The sequence below is a fragment of the Streptomyces asoensis genome, assembly GCF_013085465.1.
Lineage (GTDB): Bacteria > Actinomycetota > Actinomycetes > Streptomycetales > Streptomycetaceae > Streptomyces > Streptomyces cacaoi_A.
This window is the reverse complement of sequence record NZ_CP049838.1, coordinates 3,090,304-3,111,321: the sequence shown is the minus strand read 5'-3', so window position 1 is coordinate 3,111,321 and position 21,018 is coordinate 3,090,304. Positions and strand designations below refer to the sequence as shown.

The window sequence follows — 21,018 nt, the reverse complement described above, 5'->3', positions numbered from 1 at the left end:
TCCCCCCGACAGGAGAACCGGACCCATGTCCCCCGTGCCCCCGCCCAGCTCGACCCGGCGGCTCGCCCTCTACACCCTCGTCGTCTGCGTACTCGCCGTGGCCGCGGCGGTCGTCTCCTTCGTCCAGGGCAGTTTCCTGGGCGTCGTGTGGGTGCTGCTCGCGGGCCTGTCCTCCAACATGACCTGGTACTACGTGAAGCGGGAAAAGGTGCGCAGGGCCGCGGGGGCCGACGTCAGCCGCTGACCGCGCAGAACTCGTTCGTGCCCTCCCAGAAGCGGTACAGCGACTGACCGCAGTACGTCTCCAGGTCGCCGATCCCGAGACCGCGCAGCACCGCGTCGACCATGTCGAAGAAGACTCCGTTGACCGCCGGCACCCACAGCAGCGCGAACACGAACAGCAGGCCGAACGGCGCGAACGGCTCCACCTGCCGCTTGACGTTGTACGACAGCCAGGGCTCGATGACCCCGTAGCCGTCCAGACCGGGCACCGGAAGGAAGTTCAGGATCGCCGCCGTGACCTGGAGCAGGGCGAGGAAGGCGAGCGCGAACCGGAAGTCGGCCGGCACGCCGTCCAGCGCGTCCAGCCAGAACGGCGCCGTGCACACCACCGCGAACAGCACGTTCGTCAGCGGACCGGCCGCCGAGATCAGACTGTGCCGCCACCGCCCCCGGATCCGCGCGCGCTCGATGAAGACCGCACCGCCCGGCAGACCGATCCCGCCCATGATCACGAACAGCACCGGCAGCACCACGCTGAGCAGGGCGTGCGTGTACTTCAGCGGGTTGAGCGTGAGATACCCCTTCGCGCCGACCGAGATGTCACCGCTGTGCAGGGCGGTACGCGCGTGTGCGTACTCGTGCAGACACAGGGACACGATCCAGGCGGCCGTCACGAACAGGAACACCGCCACGCCCGGCTGCTCGGCGAACCCCGTCCAGGTCGCCCAGCCGGTGACCGCCGTCACGGCCAGGATCCCGAGGAAGACGGGACTGATCCGCCGCTCGGCGCTGCGGGTGGTGGCGGTCGTCATGGGGCCCCCTGAGTTCGTACGCGTGTGTGGAACTGCCCGACCGTACCCGGCCCGGGCATACCGGGAAAACGTCTCGTGGCCGACCCTCGGTTCCTGGGACACGAAACGCGCGGGCAACCGGCTCGCGCCACCCCGCCGGAACCCCGTGACCGACCTCGATCCCACCGGAGAGAATGGACCCCGTGCGCTACCGCATCCTCGGCACCACCCAGGCACTCCGTCCTGACGGCGTCCCCGTCGCCGTCGGCGGAGCGCGGCTGCGCGCCCTGCTGGCCGTGCTGGCGTTGCGGGCCGGCCGGAGCGTTCCCGCCGGGCTGCTGGTGGAGGAGGTGTGGGCCGGCGACCCGCCCGCCGACGCGCCGGGCGCGCTCCAGGCGCTGGTCGGCCGGCTGCGCCGGGCCCTCGGGGCGGGCGCGATCGACTCCGCCGAGGGCGGCTACCGGCTGGCCGCCGCCCCGGACGACGTCGACCTGCACCGCTTCGAGCGGCTGACCGCCGACGGCATCCGCGCGCTCACCGACGAAGACCCCGCCAAGGCGGCCGTCGTCCTCGACGACGCCCTCGCCCTGTGGCAGGGCCCGGCCCTCGCCGACCTGCCCGACCGCGCCGCCGAGGCGGCCCGCTGGGAGGCCCGCCGCCTCGACGCGGTGCGCGCCCGGCACACCGCCGCGATCGCCCTCGGCCAGGCCGAGCGGTCGCTGCCCGAACTCACCGCCCTGTGCGACGCCCACCCGCTGGACGAGCCCCTCCAGGCCCTGCGGCTGCGCGCCCTGCGCGAGGCGGGCCGCACCGCTCAGGCGCTGGCCGCGTACGACGAGGTCCGCCGACTGCTGGCGGACCGCCTCGGCGCCGACCCCGGCCCCGAACTGCGCGCCCTGCACACGGAGTTGCTCGCCCCCGGCGATCCGGGAAGCCCCGGGGAACCGTCCCGTCCCGTCCCGCCCGCGGGCCCGGGCCGGGCGCCCTCACCGGCTGCCCCCGCCCCGCCGCCCCCGCCCCTCGGCAACCTCCGGGCCCGCCTCACCTCCTTCGTCGGCCGGGAGGCCGACATCGCGGCGATCCGGGGGGACCTCGCGAGCGCGCGGCTCGTCACCCTGCTCGGGCCCGGCGGGGCCGGCAAGACCCGGCTGTCGCAGGAGAGCGCCGAGACCGTACGGGACACCGCGCGCGACGGCGTCTGGCTGGCCGAGCTCGCGCCCGTCGCCGACCCGGACGCCGTGCCGCAGGCCGTCCTCACCGCCGTGGGAGCCCGCGAGACCGTGCTGTACGGTGCCGGCGCCGAGGAGATGCGGGTCGCCGCCGAGCGCCACGACGACCCCCTGGAGCGTCTGGTCGAGCACTGCGCCCGACGCCGCATGCTGATCGTCCTCGACAACTGTGAGCACGTGGTCGAGGCCGCCGCCCGGCTCGTCGAGGAACTGCTGGCGCGCTGCCCCGAGGTGACGGTGCTGGCCACCAGCCGTGAGCCGCTCGGTGTGCCCGGGGAGGTGCTGCGCCCGCTGGATCCGCTGCCGGAGCGGGTGGCGCTGCGGCTGCTCGCCGACCGGGGCGCGGCCGCCCGGCCCGGATTCCGGCCCGACGCCGACGACGAGACCGCGGCGGCCTGTGCGGAGATCTGCCGTCGGCTCGACGGTATGCCGCTCGCCATCGAGCTGGCCGCCGCCCGGCTGCGAATGCTGACGCCCCGTCAGATCGCCGACCGGCTCGACGACCGCTTCCGGCTCCTGACCTCCGGCAGCCGGACCGTCCTGCCCCGCCAGCAGACCCTGCGGGCCGTCGTCGACTGGTCCTGGGACCTGCTCGACGAGGACGAACGCGACGTCCTGGCCCGCCTGTCGGTCTTCGCCCGCGGCTGCGACCTCGCCGCAGTCGAGGCAGTCTGCACCCCGACCACCCCGACCACCCCCGCCCCCGGCCCGGGCCACGACTCCCGCGAGGGGCACGGCCCCCGCGACGCACTGGATTCCCGTGAGCCGCTTGTCTTCGGTGGGTCTCTCGGGGGCCGTTCCTCGTTCGATCTGCTTGCCTCGCTGGTCGACAAGTCGCTCGTCGTCGCCGCTCCGGACCCACGGGGTGACATGCGCTACCGGCTGCTGGAGACCGTCGCCGAGTACGCGGGTGAGCGGCTGGACGAGTCGGGGCGGCGGGAAGCGGCCGAGCGTGCGCATCTGACGTACTACCGCGAACTCGCCCGCACCACCGACCCGTTGCTGCGCGGCCCCGGGCAGCGGGACGCCATCGACCGCTTCCAGCTGGAGTACGAGAACCTGCGCACCGCGCTGGGCCGCGCCGTCGCGGCACGTGACGAGCAGGAGGCGCTCTGCCTGACCCTGTCCCTCGTCTGGTACTGGCAGATGCGCGACCTGCGCATCGAGGCCCGCACCTGGTGCGTCGAGGTCATGGCCCTGGGCCCCGACCCGTTCGCCGAACCCCTGCGCCCGGCCGCGCCGGTGTGGAAGTCCTGCACCGATGCCCCGCCGCCGATGACCGGCGAGACCCTCACGGAGGCCCGGCGCGGTGTGCACCTGGCTCATCTGGCCTGTATGGACACCGAGATGGAGGCCTGGCAGACCTCGACGTCGCAGACCAAGCTGCGTCTCATCGCCGAGACCTACGAGCCCGGCCAGCCGCAGACCTGCCGCGCACCCGGCCTGCTCTGGTTCTTCGCCGTGATGATGACCGGTGACCCGGCCCGCATCCGCACCATCATCGACGCCAGCGTCGACACCTGCCGCCGGACGCCCGGCTACGAGTGGGAGCTCGCCTCCTGCCTCCAGATGCGCGCCAACATCCTCGCCAACCGCGCCGACTGGGCCGAGAGCGCGTTCCGTGACGCGGCCGAGGCCCTGGAGATCTTCCAGCGCATGGGCGACGCCTGGGGCACCGCCGAGGCCCTCTCCGCCCGCGCCGAGGCCCACGAACGCCTCGGCGCCTACCGCGACGCCGCCGCCGACTACGAGGACGCCATCGAGCAGGCCGAACGGCTCGGCGCCCGCTCCCAGTCCGGGGTCCTCGCCGCCCGCCTGGGCAGCGCGCTGCTGGAGGCAGGTGACGAGGAGCGGGGCGAACGCGTGCTGCGCGAGGTGATCGCCGGCGAGGATCGCGCGGTCAACGAGGCCATGCACATCGCCCGCCTCTTCCTCGCCGGCTGGCTCGGCGCCACCGGGCGCCGCACCGAAGCCCGCGAGCAACTGCGCCTGCTGCGCGAGCAGTTCGACTTCGGTCACTTCGCGGTCTTCGACGCCTTCATCCTGGGCGCGGAGGGCTGGCTGGACGCGGTCGACGGCCGGTCCGCGCAGGCCCTGACCGGCATCCGGTCCGCCCTGGGCCGGGCCACGGATCCGCTGTCCGTGGCCATGGCCCCGCAGATGCGCTCCTTCTATCTCTTCATCGCCGCGACCGCCCTGTCCGGCGTCGACGGCGGCAGCCGCGCCGCTGACGCCGCCCGCTGCCTCGGTGCCGCCGACACCCTGCTGCCGCCGAGCCATGTACCCCCGCGGGTGGAGCGTGAGGCGCGCGACCTGGCCATGGCCCGGACCCGCGGTGCGCTCGGCGACGCGGAGTTCGAGAGCGCGTACGCCGAGGGCGGTGGCCTCTCCTACGAGGAGGCCACCGCCCTGGTGTGAATCGTTCTGACGCGTCCTGACGCGTCCTGCCGTGACTCGTGCGGCGCCCCGCCTCAGGTCTTCGTGCGGAACTTGTGGATCGCGACCGGCGCCATCACCGCGGTGAGCCCTATCGACCAGGCCAGCGTCACCCACAGTCCGTGCGCGACCGGCCCGCCCACCATCAGTCCGCGCGCCGCGTCCGCGAGCGAGGACAGCGGGTTGTACTCGGTGAAGTTCTGGAGCCAGCCGGGCATCGACTGGGTCGGGGCGAAGATCGACGAGCCGAACTGGAGCGGCATCAGCACCAGGAAGCCCATCGCCTGCACGGACTGCGCGTTCTTCATCACCACGCCGAGGGTGAGGAACACCCACATCAGCGCCGAGCCGAACACCGTGGCCAGTCCCACGGCTGCGAACAGACCGGGCCAGTGGGTGATGTCGAAGCCCACCAGAACGGCCACCACCACGAGGATCGCGCACGCGACCAGCATGCGCATCAGCTCGACGACGATCTTGGCGAAGAGCACCGAGCCCCGTCCGATGGGCAGTGACCGGAAGCGGTCCATTACGCCGGAGTTGAAGTCCGTGTTGAAGCCGGTGCCCACGCCCTGCGCCATGTTCATCCCCATCATGGCCAGCAGCCCGGGGATGACGTACTGCACGTACGCCTCCTGCCCGCCGCCCAGCGACTGCCCGATCGAGCCGCCGAAGACGTACACGAACAGCAGGGTGAAGATCACCGGGAAGAGGACCGCGTCGAACATCGACTCGGGGTCCTGCCGGATCCACAGCAGGTTGCGGCGGATCAGCGCGCCGGTGTGCCGGAGGTGGCTGCGCAACGGGATGCGCGCGTCGGATGTCGTGCTGATGTCGATCGTGGCCGCGCTCATACGGCGACCTCCTCGCGGGTCTCGGTGGGCTGGGCGTCCTGCGGGGCACTCGCCCGGTGGCCGGTGAGGGACAGGAAGACCTCGTCCAGGCTGGGCAGTTCGGTGGTGAGGGAGGTGAGCGTGATGCCGCGCGCGCTGACCGCGCCGATCACGGCGGTCAGCTGCTCGTCGCTGAGCACCGGCACCAGCACGGAACCGCGCTCGGCGTCCACGACGGTGGTGGCGAGCCCGGTGATGCCGAGGCCGTCGAGCCAGCTCGCCAGCGGCCGCAGCTGAAGCGGGTCGGCGGGCCGTACCCGCAGCGTCCGGCCGCCGACCCGGGCCTTCAGCTCCTCGATGCCGCCGCCGGCGATGACCTTGCCCCGGTCGACGACGGTCAGCTCGGAGGCGAGCTGCTCGGCCTCCTCCATGTACTGGGTGGTCAGGAGCACGGTGACCCCGTCTCCGACCATCGCCTTGACCTCGGTCCACACCTCGTTGCGGGTGCGCGGGTCGAGCCCGGTCGTCGGCTCGTCCAGGAACAGCACCTGCGGCCGGCCGATCATCGACGCGGCGAGGTCGAGCCGCCGCCGCATACCGCCGGAGTAGGTGCTCGCGGGCCGCTTGGCGGCGTCCGTCAGCGAGAACCGCTCCAGCAGCTCGTCGGCGCGGTTGCGGGCCTCCTTGCGGGGCAGGTCGAGCAGCCGTCCGATGAGGTACAGGTTCTCCCAGCCGGGGAGCTTCTCGTCCACGGAGGCGTACTGCCCGGTGAGCCCGATCACCCGGCGCAGCTGCCGGGGCTGGCGTGCGACGTCGTAGCCGGCGACGGTCGCCTGCCCGCTGTCGGCGGCCAGCAGGGTGGACAGGATCCGCACGAGGGTCGTCTTCCCGGCGCCGTTCGGCCCGAGCACCCCCATCACGGTTCCGGCCCGTACATCAAGGTCGACGCCGTCCAGTGCCTTGGTCTCGCCGTAGTGCTTGACCAACCCCCGAACGGTTACAGCGCTGTCCGCGCCACTGGGGTTCTTGTCGATTCGCGTCATGACAGGAACTCTGCCGACCCCCACCGACAAACCACCGACAGGACGCCGACAGCACCGACATCCTCCCGACAATCACCGCGACCATCGATCGAGGAACCACGACGGCGAGGAACCACCTCCGCGAGAGCGGCGCCGGTTCGGACGCAAAAGAGCGCAGCCCGCCGACGGGGGAAGATCGGCGGGCTGCGGTGGTGCGGAAATGGCTCAGTGGACGCTGTGCTCGTCCAGCGGGAACGTTCCGCCGACGACGTCCTCGGCGAACGCCTTCGCCGCGTCGCCCATGACCTCACGCAGGTTCGCGTACTGCTTGACGAACTTCGGCACCCGGCCGCCGGTCAGCCCGAGCATGTCGGTCCACACCAGCACCTGGGCGTCCGTCTCCGGCCCGGCGCCGATGCCGACGGTCGGGATGTGCAGCACCCGGGTGACCTCGGCGGCCAGCTCGGCCGGAACCAGCTCCAGCACCACCGCGAACGCGCCCGCGTCCTGCACGGCCTTCGCGTCCCGCAGCAACTGCTGGGCGGCCTCCTCGCCGCGTCCCTGCACGCGGTAGCCCATCGCGTTCACGGACTGCGGGGTCAGGCCGATGTGCGCCATGACCGGGATGCCGGACTCGACGAGGAGCTCGATCTGGCGGTGCGAGCGCTCACCGCCCTCCAGCTTCACGGCCCCGACCCCGGCCTCCTTCACCAGCCGGGTCGCCGAGCGCAGCGCCTGCACCGGTCCCTCCTGGTAGGAGCCGAAGGGCAGGTCGCCGACGATCAGCGCACGGCTGGTGCCCCGTACGACCGCCGCCGACAGCATGGTCATCTCGTCGAGGGTGACGGGCACGGTCGTCTCGTACCCCAGGTGGCAGTTGCCCGCCGAGTCGCCCACCAGCATCACCGGGATCCCGGCCTCGTCGAAGACGGAGGCGGTCATCGCGTCGTAGGCGGTGAGCATGGGCCACTTCTCGCCGCGCTCCTTGGCGAGGGCGATGTCGCGGACGGTGATACGGCGTGTGCCCTTGCCTCCGTACAGCGCCTTGCTGCCGTCGGGGGCATTCGTGTGGGCAGCCGAAAGCTGCGTCATTGCAACGGCTCCTTACGTCATCTCGAGGCGCCCTCACGGCGTCCCCGGACCACCACCCATGGTGGCACTTCGTGCCAGGGAGAGCCAGACCGCCTCCTGTGGGTAAAGCCTCAGTAAGAAAAACGGTAAGAGGAATCGATACGAGACGGTCTCGTATCGGAAGTGCCCTACGCTCGACGCCATGACTACTCCTGCCGTCCCCACCGCTCCGCGGATACCGGAAGCGGTGCACCGGCGTCGTTGGGCGATCCTCGGTGTCCTGATGCTGAGCCTGCTGATCGTGGTGCTCGACAACTCGATCCTGAACGTCGCGATCAAGACGATCTCGACACCCGCCCCCACCGGCCTCGGTGCCACCCAGAGCGAGCTGGAGTGGGCGATCAACTCCTACACGCTCGTCTTCGCGGGACTGCTGTTCACCGCCGGTCTCCTCGGTGACCGGATGGGCCGCAAGAAGGTCCTGCTCGGCGGACTCGCCGTGTTCGGGATCGGCTCCGCGCTCGCCGCGGAATCCGGCTCGCCGACCCAGCTCATCGCGTTCCGTGCGCTGATGGCCGTCGGCGCCGCCTTCGTGATGCCCGCGACCCTCGCCGTCCTGATGAACGTCTTCGAGCGCGAGGAGCAGCCCAAGGCGATCGGCATCTGGGCGGGCGGCGTGGGGCTCGCCATCGCCATCGGACCCATCACCGGCGGTCTGCTCCTCGACCACTTCTGGTGGGGCTCGGTCTTCCTCATCAACGTGCCGATCGTGCTGCTCGCGTTCGGGCTGATGCTGTGGCTGGTGCCCGAGTCCCGCGACCCGAACCCCGGCCGTGTCGACCTCGTCGGCGTCGTCCTGTCGGTCGTCGGCCTGGTCCTGCTGGTCTACGGCATCATCAAGGGCGGCGAGCTGGCCGACTTCACGGACCCGACCGTGCTGGCGACCATAGCGGCCGGCCTGGTGGTCCTCGTCGCGTTCGTGGTGTTCGAGAAGCGCAGCGACCATCCGTCCGTCGACATGGACTACTTCAAGAACAAGGTGTTCTCGGCCGCGATGGCCGTCATCACGCTGGTGTTCTTCGCGCTGATGGGCGTCACCTTCTTCTCGGTCTTCTACACCCAGAGCGTGCGTGGCTACTCCCCGCTCCAGTCCGGTCTGCTCCTGCTGCCGCTGGCCGCCGCCCAGCTGATCTTCGCGCCGCGCGCCCGGCTGGTCGTCGACCGCTTCGGGGTCCGGGTCACGACCACCGCGGCGATGGTCGTCCTCGCGGCGACCCTGGTCGCCTTCGCCACGCTGGACGCCGACACCCCGATCTGGCTCCTGGAGATCGTCTTCTTCTGCATGGGCACCGGAATGGCCCATGTCATGACCCCCACCAGCGTGGTCATCATGCAGGCCCTGCCCCGCGAGAAGGCCGGCTCCGCCTCCGCGCTCAGCAACACCTTCCGCCAGCTCGGCGGCGCGCTCGGCATCGCCGTACTCGGCTCGGTGCTGTCGGCGTCGTACCGCGACGGCATCGAGGGCCACCTCGGCACGCTGCCGGCGGGTCTGCGCGACACGGCGGGCGAGTCCATCGAGGCGACGCTCGGGGTCGCCGCGAAACTCGGCGACCAGGGCCGGTCGCTGATCACCCCCGCCAACGACGCCTTCCTGCACGCCATGCACGTCACCGCCCTGTGCGGGGCCGGGGTGGCGGCCGTGGGCGCGGTCGTGGTGGCCCTGTTCCTGCCGGGCAGGCCGAAGCCGACGCCGGAGGACGCGGCGGAGGAAGGGGAGTTGGTGCGGACGAAGTCGTAGGGGCGGTGGCCGGGGCGGCCGGAATTGCCGCCCCACCCGCCCCTTGGGCGACAATTCCCCCACTGCGACGAAAGGATCGAACACGTGAGCCTCGCCGACAGGGGGACCACCGTCCCGGGGACCGGCATGGGCGGGGAGCAGCCCGTCCGGGGACGGCCCCGGAGCGAGGCCGTCGAACGGGCCATCATCGAGGGCACGATGAAGCTGCTGGAGGACGGCGTCTCGCTCGCCGAGATCTCCATCGAGCGCATCGCCCGTACCGCCGGCGTCGGCAAGGCCGCCATCTACCGCCGATGGAGCGGCAAGGAGGAACTCTTCGTCGACGTGCTGCGCGCCGCCGAACCGCAGGACCCCGAACTCCCCGGCACCTCCATGCGCGACGACCTGATCGTGCTCCTCGAGGCGCTGCGGCGGCGGGGCCTCGCCAACCGTTCCTCGGCGATCCTGCACAACGTCCACGCCCAGATGAAGAGCAGCCCGAAGATCTGGGCGGCGTACCACAACACGGCGATAGAACCCCGGCGCAGGATGGCCGTCGAGGTCCTGCGCCGGGGTCAGGAGAACGGCGAACTGCGCGCCGACCTGGATGTGGAACTGCTGAACGACATCTTCGTGGGCCCCATGCTGGTCCGCGCGATCATGCGCCCTGACGCCGACCTCCCCGAGGAACTCCCCGCGCGCATCGTCGACACGCTGCTCGCGGGGCTACGCCCCGTCAGTTCCTCGACCGGGTAGCCCCAATGTGCGCGTTTCGTCACAGACCGGGCTCTGCGGCCCGGCATCGGAACCCGTGGGACCACCCCGGTCGTCCTCGTGCCCGTACGGCCGTCACGGGACGGCGAGAACAAAGCCGATCATCCCCTAGGGTCGTACCCGGGGAAACGGACGGTGTGCAAGGCAGGCAGTGAGGCGACGGTATGGCGCAGCAGGCGTACATGACGGAGACGGACGACAACGGAGGCTCGGGTCCCGAGCCTCGGGGAGTTCGGCTCCGACGCCTGATCGGCACTCTGCTCGGCCGGATCCGCGCGGGCTGGCGCGGTGATCCGCGCATCTGGCGGCGCGGTCTGGTCCTGACCGGGTTCGCCCTGGCGTTCTCCCTGGTGATGGGGCTGCACTCGCGCATCCCCAACCGCTACGGCAACCTCGGCAGTCTCACGGAGACGTTCCTGCCCTGGATCGGCCTGTTCGTGCCGGTGCTGCTGGTGCTGGCGCTGGTGCGCAAGTCGGCGACCGCGCTGATCGCCGTCGTCCTCCCGGCCGTGGTCTGGCTGAACCTCTTCGGCGGGCTCCTCGTCGACCGGACCGGCAGCGGCGGCGACCTCACCGTCGCCACCCACAACGTCAACGCCGACAATCCGGACCCGGCCGGCACCGCCCGTGACGTGGCCGCGTCCGAGGCCGATGTGCTCGCCCTGGAGGAGCTGACCGCCACGGCGGTGCCGGTGTACGAGAAGGCGCTGGCGGCGACCTACAAGTACCACTCGGTGCAGGGCACGGTCGGCCTGTGGAGCAGGTATCCGCTGAGCGCTGTGAAGCCCGTCGACATCAAGCTGGGCTGGACGCGCGCGATGCGGGCGACGGTCACGACGCCGGAGGGACAGGTCGCCGTCTACGTCGCCCACCTCCCGTCGGTGCGGGTGAAGCTCCAGGCCGGGTTCACCGCCCGGCAGCGCGACAAGAGCGCGGACGCGCTGGGCGAGGCGATCGTCGACGAGAAGCTGACCCGGGTGGTCCTGCTCGGTGACCTCAACGGCACCATGAACGACCGCTCGCTCAATGCCGTGACCTCCCAGATGCGCTCCACGCAGGGCGCGGCGGGCAGCGGTTTCGGCTTCAGCTGGCCCGCGTCGTTCCCGATGGCGCGGATCGACCAGATCATGGTGAAGGGCGTGGAGCCGGTCACCTCCTGGACGCTTCCGCAGACGGGCAGTGATCATCTGCCGGTGGCGGCGCGTGTGAAGGTCACCACACCTTAATCAGGGGGTCACCCGCTGGAATAGCGGGCCGAGGAGAGTTTGTTCCGTACTTGAACATACGAAACGTATGATGAACGGATCCCACTCTCCCTGAAAGGCAAGTTCCCCATGCCCCTGGCCCTGCTCGCCCTGGCCGTGGGTGCCTTCGGAATCGGCACCACGGAGTTCGTGATGATGGGCCTGCTGCCCGACGTCGCGGACGACCTCCACGTCTCGATCCCGACGGCCGGACATCTGGTCTCGGCGTACGCGCTCGGCGTCGTCATCGGCGCGCCGCTGCTGGCCGCCGTGACGGCACGGATGTCCCGCCGCACCGTCCTGATCTCCCTGATGGGACTGTTCGTCGTGGGCAACGCGCTGTCGGCCTTCGCCCCCGGCTACGACTCACTGCTGGCCGCCCGCTTCCTCAGCGGTCTCCCGCACGGCGCGTTCTTCGGCGTCGGCGCGGTGGTGGCCACCAACATGGTCGCCCCGGAGCGCAAGGCCCGCTCGGTGTCGCTGATGTTCCTCGGCCTGACCGTCGCCAACATCGCGGGAGTCCCCGTCGCCACCCTCATGGGCCAGAACCTCGGCTGGCGCGCGACCTTCCTCGGCGTCAGCGTGATCGGCCTGGCGGCGATCGCCTCCCTGGCCCTGCTGATCCCGCGCGACCACACCCACGCGCCCGCCGTCGGGCTGCGCCGCGAGCTGGCGGCCCTGCGCTCGCTGCCGGTGTGGCTGGCCCTCGGCACGACGGTGGCCGGCTTCGGCGCCCTCTTCTCCGCCTACAGCTACATCACCCCGATGCTGACGGACTCCGCCGGCTACGCCGACTCCAGCGTGACGCTGCTGCTCGCGCTGTTCGGTGTCGGCGCGACGATCGGCAACCTGGTGGGCGGCCGCCTCGCCGACCACGCGATGCGCCCGACCCTGTTCGGCGGCCTGACGTCCCTGGCGGTCGTCCTGGCCCTGTTCCCGCTGCTGATGACGACGGCGTGGGGCGGTGCGCTGGCCGTGGTCCTGCTCGGCATGGCGGCGTTCGTGACGGGTTCGCCGCTCAACCTGATGGTGATGGAGAAGGCCGCCGCAGGCCCGTCGTTGGCCTCCTCCGCCAACCAGGCCGCGTTCAACATGGCCAACGCCGGCGGCGCCTGGCTCGGCGGCCTGGCCCTCACGGCCGGCCTCGGCGTGACCTCACCCGCGCTGGCGGGAGCGGTACTGGCGGTCCTGGGCCTGGTCGTGGCGGGCATCGCGGCCGTGGTCGACGCCCGCCGGGCCCCGCGGACCACCGGCCGCGAGCGCGTCGTCGCGACGCACGTGCCGCGGACGGTGGAGGCGGGGGTACGTCACTGACGTCACGGAGGGGTCGGCCGTGCCGGATCCGCCTGCTGGTCGACCTCGCCGACGCCACCGGCCCGAGCGGTGCCTTCACCATCCGATGGTCAGGAGTGTCCACGCCCAGGGCGCGGATGGCAGGCCGCACGCAGCGCATCCAGCTTCTCCGCGTCGGTGGTCTCGGCCGCGGTCGCGTGCGTGATGGTCCTGAGGTCGGTGCCGGCAGGCATCAGGACATCGACGTCGAGGGAGATGTCACCCACCAGTGGATGCTCGATGGTCCTGCGGTCGCCGACATAGGGGCCGGCGGTGCCGTTGAACCACAGACGGGCGAAGCGCGGGACCGATCACGCACGGCGCATCGCGGCGGACCCGGGAACGTCGGCAGGCATGCCACCAGCCGCTGATTGGCTCTCGACCGGTTACGGCGTGCCCGGAAGACTGGCGGTCTGTCGCCGGGCGTGGAGGAGTTGCGATGCAGGTAGCCGTGGTCACCTTCGACGGATTCAACGAGCTCGACAGCTTCATCGCATCCGCACTGATCAACCGGTGCCGCAAGGACGGCTTGGAGGCCTTCGTCACGACGCCGACGCCGGTGGTCACGTCGATGAACGGCGTCGAGGTGAGCGGGCAGCGCCCGATGGAGTTCGTGGCCGAGGCCGACGTCGTGCTGATCGGCAGCGGGGTGAAGACACGGGATGTGGTCGCCGACGAGCGGCTGATCTCCAGGCTGCCGCTCGACCCTTCGCGACAGCTGATCGGCGCGCAGTGCTCCGGCGCGCTGGTGCTCGCCCGGCTCGGGTTGCTGGGTGACATGCCGGCCTGCACGGACAGCAGGAGCCGGCCCTTCGTCGAAGCCTGCGGCGTCACCGTGCTGGACGCGCCGTTCCACGCCGAGGGGAACATCGCCACGGCGGGCGGCTGCCTGGCGTCGCAGTATCTCGCCACGTGGGTGATCACGCGAACGCTCGGCGAGGACGCCGCGCACGATGTCCTCGACTACGTGGCTCCGGTCGGCGAGAACCAGGAGACGGTCGACCGCGCCCTGCGTGCCGTACGCGCGGGCGAGGCCGCCCTGCGCTGACGCCGGGCGATCGGCCTGCGGCCGGATCCGGCGCCGTCGGTCACCCGGTCCGGGCGGCGACGGCCCGCGCGCAGTCCAGGGACTCGGTGTGGGTGGTGTCCACCTCCAGGTCGTAGAGCACGCCCTGGTGGACCAGGTCCGCCTGGGACGCGGCCATGCCCGGGACCCGGTCGCCGCGGGCGAGCTCGCGGCCCGCGGCGACCGCGCTCTCGCATCTGACGCCCACCCAGAGCACGTCCAGTCCGCCGAGGACTTTCCGCCACTCCTGCTGGGACGCGGCTCCGCCGAGGAAGACATCGTCGACGATGACCCGGGCGCCCGCGCGGACCGTCGCGGCGACCCCTTCCTGCCACGCGGTCTGGAGCGTCCGGAACTCCGGCCCGACGCTCACCCCGCCGTCCGCGGCGAACTCGATGCCCGCGTCCGAGGTCCGCAGGGACGCGGGCATGGCTTCGAGCAGCGAGTCGACCCCGACGGCGAGCCACGGATCCGGCAGGACCGCCTGGAGACACCGGACGATCCCGGACTTGCCCGAGCTGGAGCCGCCGTTCAGCACGTTCACCTGAGTTGTCACCGCGCCACAGTAGGGGCGCCGCGCACCCCGGCCGAAACGTATTTCGGAGCCCGGGGGGCGGCCGTCAGACCGACTCGCGCCAGCCGTTCGTGATCGGCAGGCGGCGGTCCTTGCCGAAGCCCTTCGCCGAGATCTTCGTGCCCGGCGGGTACTGGCGCCGCTTGTACTCGGCGGTGTCCACCATGCGGAGGGTCTTGACGACCAGCTCACGGTCGTAGCCCGCCGCGACGATCGCGTCCGCGCCCTGGTCCCGGTCGACGTACAGCTCGAGGATCGCGTCCAGGACGGGGTAGTCCGGGAGCGAGTCGGTGTCGACCTGGCCGGGGCGCAGCTCCGCGCTCGGCGGCTTGGTGATCGAGTTCTCGGGGATCGGCGGGGTCTGGCCCCGCTCCGCCGCGGCGCGGTTGCGCCACTCCGCGAGCCGGAAGATCCACGTCTTGTAGACGTCCTTGATGGGGCCGTACGCGCCGACCGAGTCGCCGTACAGGGTCGAGTAGCCGACCGCCAGCTCCGACTTGTTGCCGGGGGCGAGGACGATATGGCCCTCCTGGTTGGAGACGGCCATCAGCAGGGTTCCGCGCAGCCGCGACTGGAGGTTCTCCTCCGCGAGACCCGTCAGACCGAGCGAGCCCATGTACGCGTCGAACATCGGCTCGATCGGGACCGTGCGGAAGTTCAGGCCCGTCCGGCGCGCCAGCTCCGCCGCGTCGCCCTTCGAGTGCTCGGAGGAGTACTTCGACGGCATCGACACGCCGTACACGTTCTGCGCGCCCACCGCGTCGCACGCGATCGCCGCGACGAGCGCCGAGTCGATACCGCCCGACAGCCCGATGAGCACCGACCGGAAGCCGTTCTTCGCGACGTACGCGCGCAGGCCCACGACCAGTGCCGAGTAGATCTCCTCGGCGTCGTCAAGTCGCTCCGCGTACCCGCCGCTCAGCTCGGGCTCGTACGCCGGGACGGGGTCCTGCGACACCACGACGCGGTCGATGCGCAGACCGTCGTCCACGACACCCGTCGGCGCGTCGGTGGAGGCCGCCGGCAGGTCGAGGTCCAGGACCACACACCCTTCGGAGAACTGCGGCGCCCGCGCCACGACCTCGCCGTCGCGGTCGACGACGATCGAGTCGCCGTCGAAGACCAGCTCGTCCTGCCCGCCGATCATCGCGAGGTAGGCGGTGGTGCAGCCGGCCTCCTGGGCCCGCTTGCGGACCAGCTCCAGACGGGTGTCGTCCTTGTCGCGCTCGTAGGGGGAGGCGTTGATGGAGAGCAGCAGACCGGCCTCGGCGGAGCGCGCCGCGGGGACCCGGCCGCCGTCCTGCCAGAGGTCCTCGCAGATCGCGAGGGCCACGTCGACGCCACGCACCCGCAGCACCGGCAGGGTGTCGCCCGGCACGAAGTAGCGGAACTCGTCGAAGACGCCGTAGTTCGGCAGGTGGTGCTTGGCGAAGGTCAGGATCACCTCGCCGCCGTGCAGCACCGCCGCAGCGTTGCGCGGCGAGCCGGCCGGGCGGCCGAACTTCGGCCGGCCGCCCTCGGACCGGTCGAGGTAGCCGACGACCACCGGCAGTTCGCCGAAGCCCTCGTCGGCGAGGCGGACGGCGAGCTCACGCAGGGCCGTGCGGGAGGCCTCGACGAAGGAGGAGCGCAGGGCGAGGTCCTCGACGGGATACCCGGTCAGCGACATCTCCGGGAACGCCACGAGATGCGCTCCCTGCTCGGCGGAGTGCCGGGTCCAGCGGAGGATCGTTTCGGTGTTGCCGACGAGGTCGCCGACGCGCGAGTCGATCTGGTTCAGAGCGAGACGAAGTTGAGGCACGCGCATCAGTGTAATCGTCAATGCGACGCGATGGGGGGCGCGGGGTGTCGGATACCCCACGCCCCCTCCGCGTCCGACGTGTGCACGGCACGCGGACGACCTGCTCAGCGCCGGCGGTACGACTCCACGTAACCGTTTGCGGGCGTACCCACGCCGGTGACGTCGTCGTAGCCCTTCACGGCGGACAGCGAGCTGTCCTTGCCGAGGCTGCGGACGGAGGTCAGCAGCCCGTCCGCCGCGTCGTAGCTGTTGGCGAAGTCGACACGCGCGACCGCGAGCCCGGACCCGGTCGGGTTGTCCGTGACGTCGTGGTAGACCCGCGAGCCGTACTTGGAGTAGATCGTCGGGTTGGCGAAGCCGATCGCCTTGCCGCCGCGCGCCTCCTGGCCCAGGGCCTGCACGGCCGCGATGACCGGCGCGGCCAGCGAGGTGCCGCCGATGCGGTACTCGCTGTACTGCTCGGTCCCGTCCGGGAAGGTCTGGGTCTGGCCGACCCTGAAGCCGGTGTTCGGGTCGGCGATCGCCGAGATGTCCGGGACGACGCGGTTGCCGGCGGCGCTGTTGGCCGTGGCGAGCGCCTTCGGGACGACACCCTTCTGGTAGTACGGCTCGGCGACCGTCCTGCTCGTGCCGCCGCCCGCCCCCGAGGTGTACGCGCCCGGGAAGTCCGTCCAGCTCTTGCCGTCGGCCGACAGCGAGGCCTTGTCGGTGCCCCAGCCGGTCTCCCACAGGTACTTGTCGTTCTTGCCGACCGCCAGCGAGGTACCGCCGACCGCCGTCACCCACGCCGAGTTGGCCGGGGTGTCGACCTGCTTCGTGCCGGTGTTGGCGACCTCGTCGCCGTTGTCGCCGGAGGAGAAGTAGAAACCGATTCCCTCGACCGCGCCGAACTGGAAGACCTGGTCGTAGGCGGCCGCGAGGTCCGGCGTCTGGTTGGCCTCGATGTCGCCCCACGAGTTGGAGACGATGTCGGCCAGGTGGTTGTCGACGATCTTGCTGAGCGAGTCGAGCAGATCGTCGTCGTAGCAGGACGCGGCGCCCACGTACGTGACGTTCGCGGCCGGTGCGACCGCGTGCACGGCCTCGACGTCGAGGGTCTCCTCGCCGTACCAGCCGGCCGCCCCGCACTCCTCGGTCCGGGTGTAGTCCGACGGCAGGACCTGGGTCAGCTGCCCGGTCTTCCAGCGCGCGTCGCCGTGCGCCTTCGCGTAGGTGGCCGCGTCGTAGGCGATCGTCGGCGAGGCGTACGCGTCGGTGATGGCGATGCGCACCCCCTTGCCGGTGTAGCCGCCCGCGCCGTACGCGGCCCGCAGCTGCTTGCCGGTGTACCCCTGCACGGCGTACGGGATCTTCTTGCCGTACGCCGAGGGGAGGGTGCTCGCGGTGTTGGAGCCGTAGTACGAGGAGAACGGCCCGGAGTTCTTGAACACCGCGTCCGGCGGCGGGAGTTGGTCCTTGGACGCGGCCTTGTGCGGTGCGTTGTCCAGGCCGGTGACGGTCAGGACGGCGCCGTCCAGGCTCGCGGGAGCCGAGGCCGACTTCGACGGCGCGCGGTAAGTCCGGCTGCCCTTGGTGTAGTTGTGCAGCTGGGTGCCGAACGCCTTCTCGACGGCGGCCACATCGCCGCTGACCGACACATAGTGCCGGGTCGTGCCGGTGACCTTCAGACCGGCCGCCGTCAGCCACGACCTGACCGCGGCCACCTGGGCCTCGGTCGCGCCGAAGCGGGCCTGGGACTGCTGGGCGGAGAGGTACTTGCCGTAGACGGGCGAGGCGGGGTCGGACACGGCCTTCGCGTACGCGGCGAGGCCGGTGGCGTCACGTCCCGCGAGGTAGACGCGGGCGGAGACCTGGGCGCTGTCCGAGGTCGAGCCCTTGTCCGCCTTGGTCGTGGCCCACGCGGGCTTGGTCCCGGCCAGCGTGTCACGGGTCGGGCTGTCCGCCGCGTGCGCGGCGGGTATGCCGAGCGCCAGCGCGCCGGCGATCATGGGCAGTGTCGCTGCCATGCTCGCTCCGGCGCGCAGCGCGGCGCGGTTGGATCTCATAGGACCCCCTGTATGTGGTTCGACGCGAGTGGATCACTCGACGTGCTGGCCACTCTTGCGATGAACCGTTCATGCCAGGGGAATGCGAACACCAAGAAGCGCCCAAGTGACCGCTTGCTGGGCTGATTTGACGGATACGTCCGTGAAATCGAGGGGAAACCCTATGGATCGGGCCGAGGGGATCGGCTACGGCTTGGCCCCGCGAGCTTTCAGCATGTCCGTCATCAGGTCGATCTCCGACTGCTGCGCCTCGACCATGCCCTGCGCGAGCCGCTTCTCCACCCCGACCGAGCACTTGGCGACACACCCCTCGGCCATGTGGATGCCGCCCTTGTGGTGGTCGGTCATGAGCTGGAGGTAGAAGATCTCGGCCTGCTTGCCGTTGAGCGTGCCGAGCTTCGTCAACTCGGTGTCGGTGGCCATGCCGGGCATGAGCGCGCCGTCCTCGCCGTCACCCATGCCGCCCATGCCCATCCAGGACATGGGCCCGTCGGACGACACCTTCGGCAGGCCCCAGAGATCCAGCCACCCGAGCAGCATGCCGCGCTGGTTGGCCTGCGTCTGCGCGATGTCGTAGGCGAGCCGCCGGACGTCCTCGTCGGCCGTCCGGTCCCGCACGATGTACGACATCTCGACGGCCTGCTGGTGGTGCACCGCCATGTCCCGGGCGAACCCGGCGTCGGCGGAGTCGGCGGCGGGCGGTGCGGTGCCCGCCGCACCGTCCTCGGCGACGGAGTAGGTGATGGCCCCGGCGGCGACGAGCACTCCGGCCACGGCCACCGCCACTCCCGCGTACCTCACTGCGACAGACCACCCGTGCAGGCGGCGCCCGGCTCGGGCGTCTGCTCGCCCTGCACGAACTTCTCGAAGAACTTGTCCAGGTTCGGGTCGCTCGCACTCGTCACCGTGCGCTGGTTGCCCCACGCGGTGAGCATGATCGGGTCCGCCTGGGCGTCGTCCGGGCTCATGAGCGTGTAGGGCGTCTTCTTGACCTTGGCGGCGAGGGCGTCGACGTCGGCCTTGCTCGCCTTGCCGTTGTACGTCACCCAGACCGCGCCGTGCTCGAGCGAGTGCACGGCGTTCATGTTGTCGACGGCCTTGGTGTAGACGTCGCCGTTGCAGTTCATCCAGACCTGGTTGTGGTCCCCGCCGACGGGCGGCTCGGTCGGGTACTTCACGGTCTTGGTGACGTGGGTACGCCCGAGCGTGCCCTTCCACGTCTTGACCCCGTCCGCACCGGTGACGAAGTGACCCGAGGCCGCCTTGCCGTCGGCGGCGGTGTCCTTGTCGTCGCCGGACTGCGACTTCACGACGAACACACCACCGGCGACCAGCGCGACCACGGCGACGACACTGCCGCCGATCACGAGAAACCGGTTTCGCCGCTCCCGGACCTGCTCGGTCCGCCGCATCTCCTCTATGCGCGCCTTGCGCGCCGCGCTGCCGGTCTTGTTGGCGGAACCCATGAGGCCTGTCCTTCTGGGAAAAGGGGCGGGACGGGGGCGGGACGGTCGGGGTGTTCGAGTCCGCTGATCGTAATGGGGGAGATGGGGAAAGGCGTAGACAGGTCACAGCCAAGAGAGGGGTGACGCTCACAGCCAAGCGGGCGGATAATTTGAATGGTAGATGCGCATTATCTACGCTTCCTCCCATGCGGCTGTTGCGATCCACCGACCTGGCACTGCGCGTCCTCATGCGACTCGCGGTGGCGGGCGACACCCCGGAGGCCACCCCCACGACCCGTGACGTGGCGGCCGCCATGGAGGTCCCCTACACCCACGCGGCCAAGGTCGTGGCCGAGCTCCAGCACATGGGCCTGCTGGAGGCCCGTCGAGGCAGGGGCGGCGGCCTGGCCCTCACCGACCGGGGTCGCGCGGCGTCCGTCGGTACGGTGGTCCGCGCCTTCGAGGGCGACGGCGACGTCGTCGACTGCGAGGGCGCCACCCCCTGCCCGCTGGCCTCGGCCTGCCGGCTGCGCGGCGCCCTGCGCCGGGCCCAGGAGGCGTTCTTCGCGTCCCTGGACCCCATCACGGTCGCGGACATCGTGGCGGAACCGACAGGGCCGCTGCTGCTGGGGATCTCGAGGTTCGCCTGATTCCACCGACGTCGCGTGGGTCGGCGTCGCGCGGGTCCGTGCCGCGTGGGTCGGCGTTGCTCACGCCGGTGCCGTGGGGGCCCGTGCCGCGTGGGTCGGCGACGAGGGCGGGGCGCCTCGGCTGCCGCGCGGATCGCCGTCGTATGCCCGCCGCCTCGCCCGGCCGGGCGGCCGCGTACGGTTCCGGGGCGTCCGTGGACGGTGTCCAGGGCAGCTGGACGGCGACGACGCCGAGGGCGAAGATCCCCCGGCCGTCGGCCCGCGCATCGGAGGGGGCAGTGTCTTCACCCCACGTCAGCGACGGTTCCCGGGCCTCGCCTGCCCCATCCTTCACGCTTCCCCCCTGGCAATGCGCTTGTAGCCACATCGCCGGGCCGGATTGGATGGCCCGATGGAACGCATCGAAGCAGAGCTGTTCACCGCCGGCGGCAACAACGCCGTAGTCCGCCTGCCCGGCCGACGCTTCCCCGGGGTTCTGGTGCAGGGCGACTCCCTGCACATCCTCCGCACCGACATGGCCGAGCTGGTGGAGGCGTGCGACCGCGGTGACCTGGGCGACGCCCGCGACGCCGCCGGGCTTCTCCTGGCCGGCCTCGACGCCATGCTGGAGCGCTACGGCGCCGCGCTGGACGAGCACGAGATACCGCGGCCGTACTGAGCCGGCCCGTCCTCGCCGCGCCCCGGCCGTTCCCCGACCGACGCGATC

The 21,018-nt window shown here is 71.3% G+C and carries 18 protein-coding genes and 1 pseudogene; 9 read left to right on the top strand and 10 right to left on the bottom strand.

The annotated features are described in order from the left end of the window. Positions 1–25 precede the first annotated feature (25 nt). Positions 26–244 carry a hypothetical protein gene (locus tag G9272_RS13940; RefSeq protein WP_171396882.1) on the top strand — a complete coding sequence of 73 codons (219 nt, stop codon included), beginning with the start codon at positions 26–28 and terminating at the stop codon, positions 242–244. On the opposite strand, the gene G9272_RS13935 is transcribed toward G9272_RS13940, so the two are convergent. Further along, positions 234–1,034, bottom strand: a complete 801-nt coding sequence (locus tag G9272_RS13935; protein WP_171396881.1) for a site-2 protease family protein — start codon at positions 1,032–1,034, stop codon at positions 234–236. The two genes, G9272_RS13940 and G9272_RS13935, sit on opposite strands and share 11 nt — an antisense overlap. A gap of 173 nt (positions 1,035–1,207) precedes the next feature. Here G9272_RS13935 and G9272_RS13930 point away from each other — a divergent pair, with 173 nt between their 5' ends. Continuing rightward, on the top strand, positions 1,208–4,660 hold the full coding sequence (locus G9272_RS13930) for an ATP-binding protein (RefSeq protein WP_171396880.1): 3,453 nt from the start codon (positions 1,208–1,210) through the stop codon (positions 4,658–4,660). Between the two features lie 53 nt (positions 4,661–4,713). On the opposite strand, the gene G9272_RS13925 is transcribed toward G9272_RS13930, so the two are convergent. The 3 genes from G9272_RS13925 to panB form a co-directional block, all read right to left on the bottom strand. Further along, a complete protein-coding gene (locus G9272_RS13925) occupies positions 4,714–5,532 on the bottom strand; it encodes an ABC transporter permease (protein ID WP_171396879.1) in 819 nt (272 codons plus the stop codon). Beyond that, complete coding sequence (locus G9272_RS13920; protein ID WP_171396878.1) at positions 5,529–6,554, bottom strand: ATP-binding cassette domain-containing protein; 1,026 nt, start codon at positions 6,552–6,554, stop codon at positions 5,529–5,531. The genes G9272_RS13925 and G9272_RS13920 overlap by 4 nt, the downstream gene beginning before the upstream one ends. A 204-nt stretch (positions 6,555–6,758) precedes the next feature. After that, the gene (gene panB / locus G9272_RS13915; protein WP_171396877.1) at positions 6,759–7,625 is read right to left on the bottom strand and encodes a 3-methyl-2-oxobutanoate hydroxymethyltransferase; all 867 of its coding nucleotides are present in this window, start codon (positions 7,623–7,625) and stop codon (positions 6,759–6,761) included. A gap of 181 nt (positions 7,626–7,806) precedes the next feature. Between panB and G9272_RS13910 the strand changes: the two genes are divergently transcribed. The 4 genes from G9272_RS13910 (at position 7,807) to G9272_RS13895 (ending at position 12,713) form a co-directional block, all read left to right on the top strand. Further along, the gene (locus G9272_RS13910) at positions 7,807–9,402 is read left to right on the top strand and encodes an MFS transporter (RefSeq protein ID WP_171396876.1); all 1,596 of its coding nucleotides are present in this window, start codon (positions 7,807–7,809) and stop codon (positions 9,400–9,402) included. Between the two features lie 126 nt (positions 9,403–9,528). Further along, positions 9,529–10,137, top strand: a complete 609-nt coding sequence (locus G9272_RS13905; protein WP_171401974.1) for a TetR/AcrR family transcriptional regulator — start codon at positions 9,529–9,531, stop codon at positions 10,135–10,137. Positions 10,138–10,319: 182 nt separating this feature from the next. Further along, positions 10,320–11,381, top strand: coding sequence for an endonuclease/exonuclease/phosphatase family protein (locus G9272_RS13900; protein WP_171396875.1), 1,062 nt, complete (start codon positions 10,320–10,322; stop codon positions 11,379–11,381). Between the two features lie 108 nt (positions 11,382–11,489). Beyond that, a complete protein-coding gene (locus G9272_RS13895; protein WP_171396874.1) occupies positions 11,490–12,713 on the top strand; it encodes an MFS transporter in 1,224 nt (407 codons plus the stop codon). An 89-nt stretch (positions 12,714–12,802) separates the two neighbouring features. Here G9272_RS13895 and G9272_RS13890 read toward each other — a convergent pair. Then, positions 12,803–13,024 (bottom strand): annotated as a pseudogene (locus G9272_RS13890) (transcriptional regulator); the annotation flags it as partial. A 146-nt stretch (positions 13,025–13,170) separates the two neighbouring features. Between G9272_RS13890 and G9272_RS13885 the strand changes: the two are divergent. Then, the gene (locus tag G9272_RS13885; RefSeq protein WP_171396873.1) at positions 13,171–13,779 is read left to right on the top strand and encodes a DJ-1/PfpI family protein; all 609 of its coding nucleotides are present in this window, start codon (positions 13,171–13,173) and stop codon (positions 13,777–13,779) included. A gap of 40 nt (positions 13,780–13,819) precedes the next feature. On the opposite strand, the gene cpt is transcribed toward G9272_RS13885, so the two are convergent. From cpt to G9272_RS13860, 5 genes are all read right to left on the bottom strand, one after another. Continuing rightward, a complete protein-coding gene (cpt, locus tag G9272_RS13880) occupies positions 13,820–14,353 on the bottom strand; it encodes a chloramphenicol phosphotransferase CPT (protein ID WP_171396872.1) in 534 nt (177 codons plus the stop codon). 64 nt (positions 14,354–14,417) lie between these two features. After that, a complete protein-coding gene (locus tag G9272_RS13875; protein WP_171396871.1) occupies positions 14,418–16,172 on the bottom strand; it encodes an NAD+ synthase in 1,755 nt (584 codons plus the stop codon). A 104-nt stretch (positions 16,173–16,276) separates the two neighbouring features. Then, on the bottom strand, positions 16,277–18,217 hold the full coding sequence (locus tag G9272_RS13870; RefSeq protein ID WP_171396870.1) for a S53 family peptidase: 1,941 nt from the start codon (positions 18,215–18,217) through the stop codon (positions 16,277–16,279). Between the two features lie 186 nt (positions 18,218–18,403). Next, a complete protein-coding gene (locus G9272_RS13865; protein ID WP_171396869.1) occupies positions 18,404–19,003 on the bottom strand; it encodes a DUF305 domain-containing protein in 600 nt (199 codons plus the stop codon). Positions 19,004–19,014: 11 nt separating this feature from the next. Continuing rightward, complete coding sequence (locus G9272_RS13860; RefSeq protein ID WP_171396868.1) at positions 19,015–19,683, bottom strand: DUF3105 domain-containing protein; 669 nt, start codon at positions 19,681–19,683, stop codon at positions 19,015–19,017. A gap of 185 nt (positions 19,684–19,868) precedes the next feature. Between G9272_RS13860 and G9272_RS13855 the strand changes: the two genes are divergently transcribed. Together G9272_RS13855 and G9272_RS13850 are read left to right on the top strand one after the other, a co-directional pair. Then, positions 19,869–20,312, top strand: a complete 444-nt coding sequence (locus G9272_RS13855) for an RrF2 family transcriptional regulator (RefSeq protein ID WP_171396867.1) — start codon at positions 19,869–19,871, stop codon at positions 20,310–20,312. Between the two features lie 391 nt (positions 20,313–20,703). Then, entirely contained in the window at positions 20,704–20,970 is a 267-nt protein-coding gene (locus tag G9272_RS13850) for a DUF6959 family protein (protein WP_171396866.1), read from the top strand. Positions 20,971–21,018 lie beyond the last annotated feature (48 nt).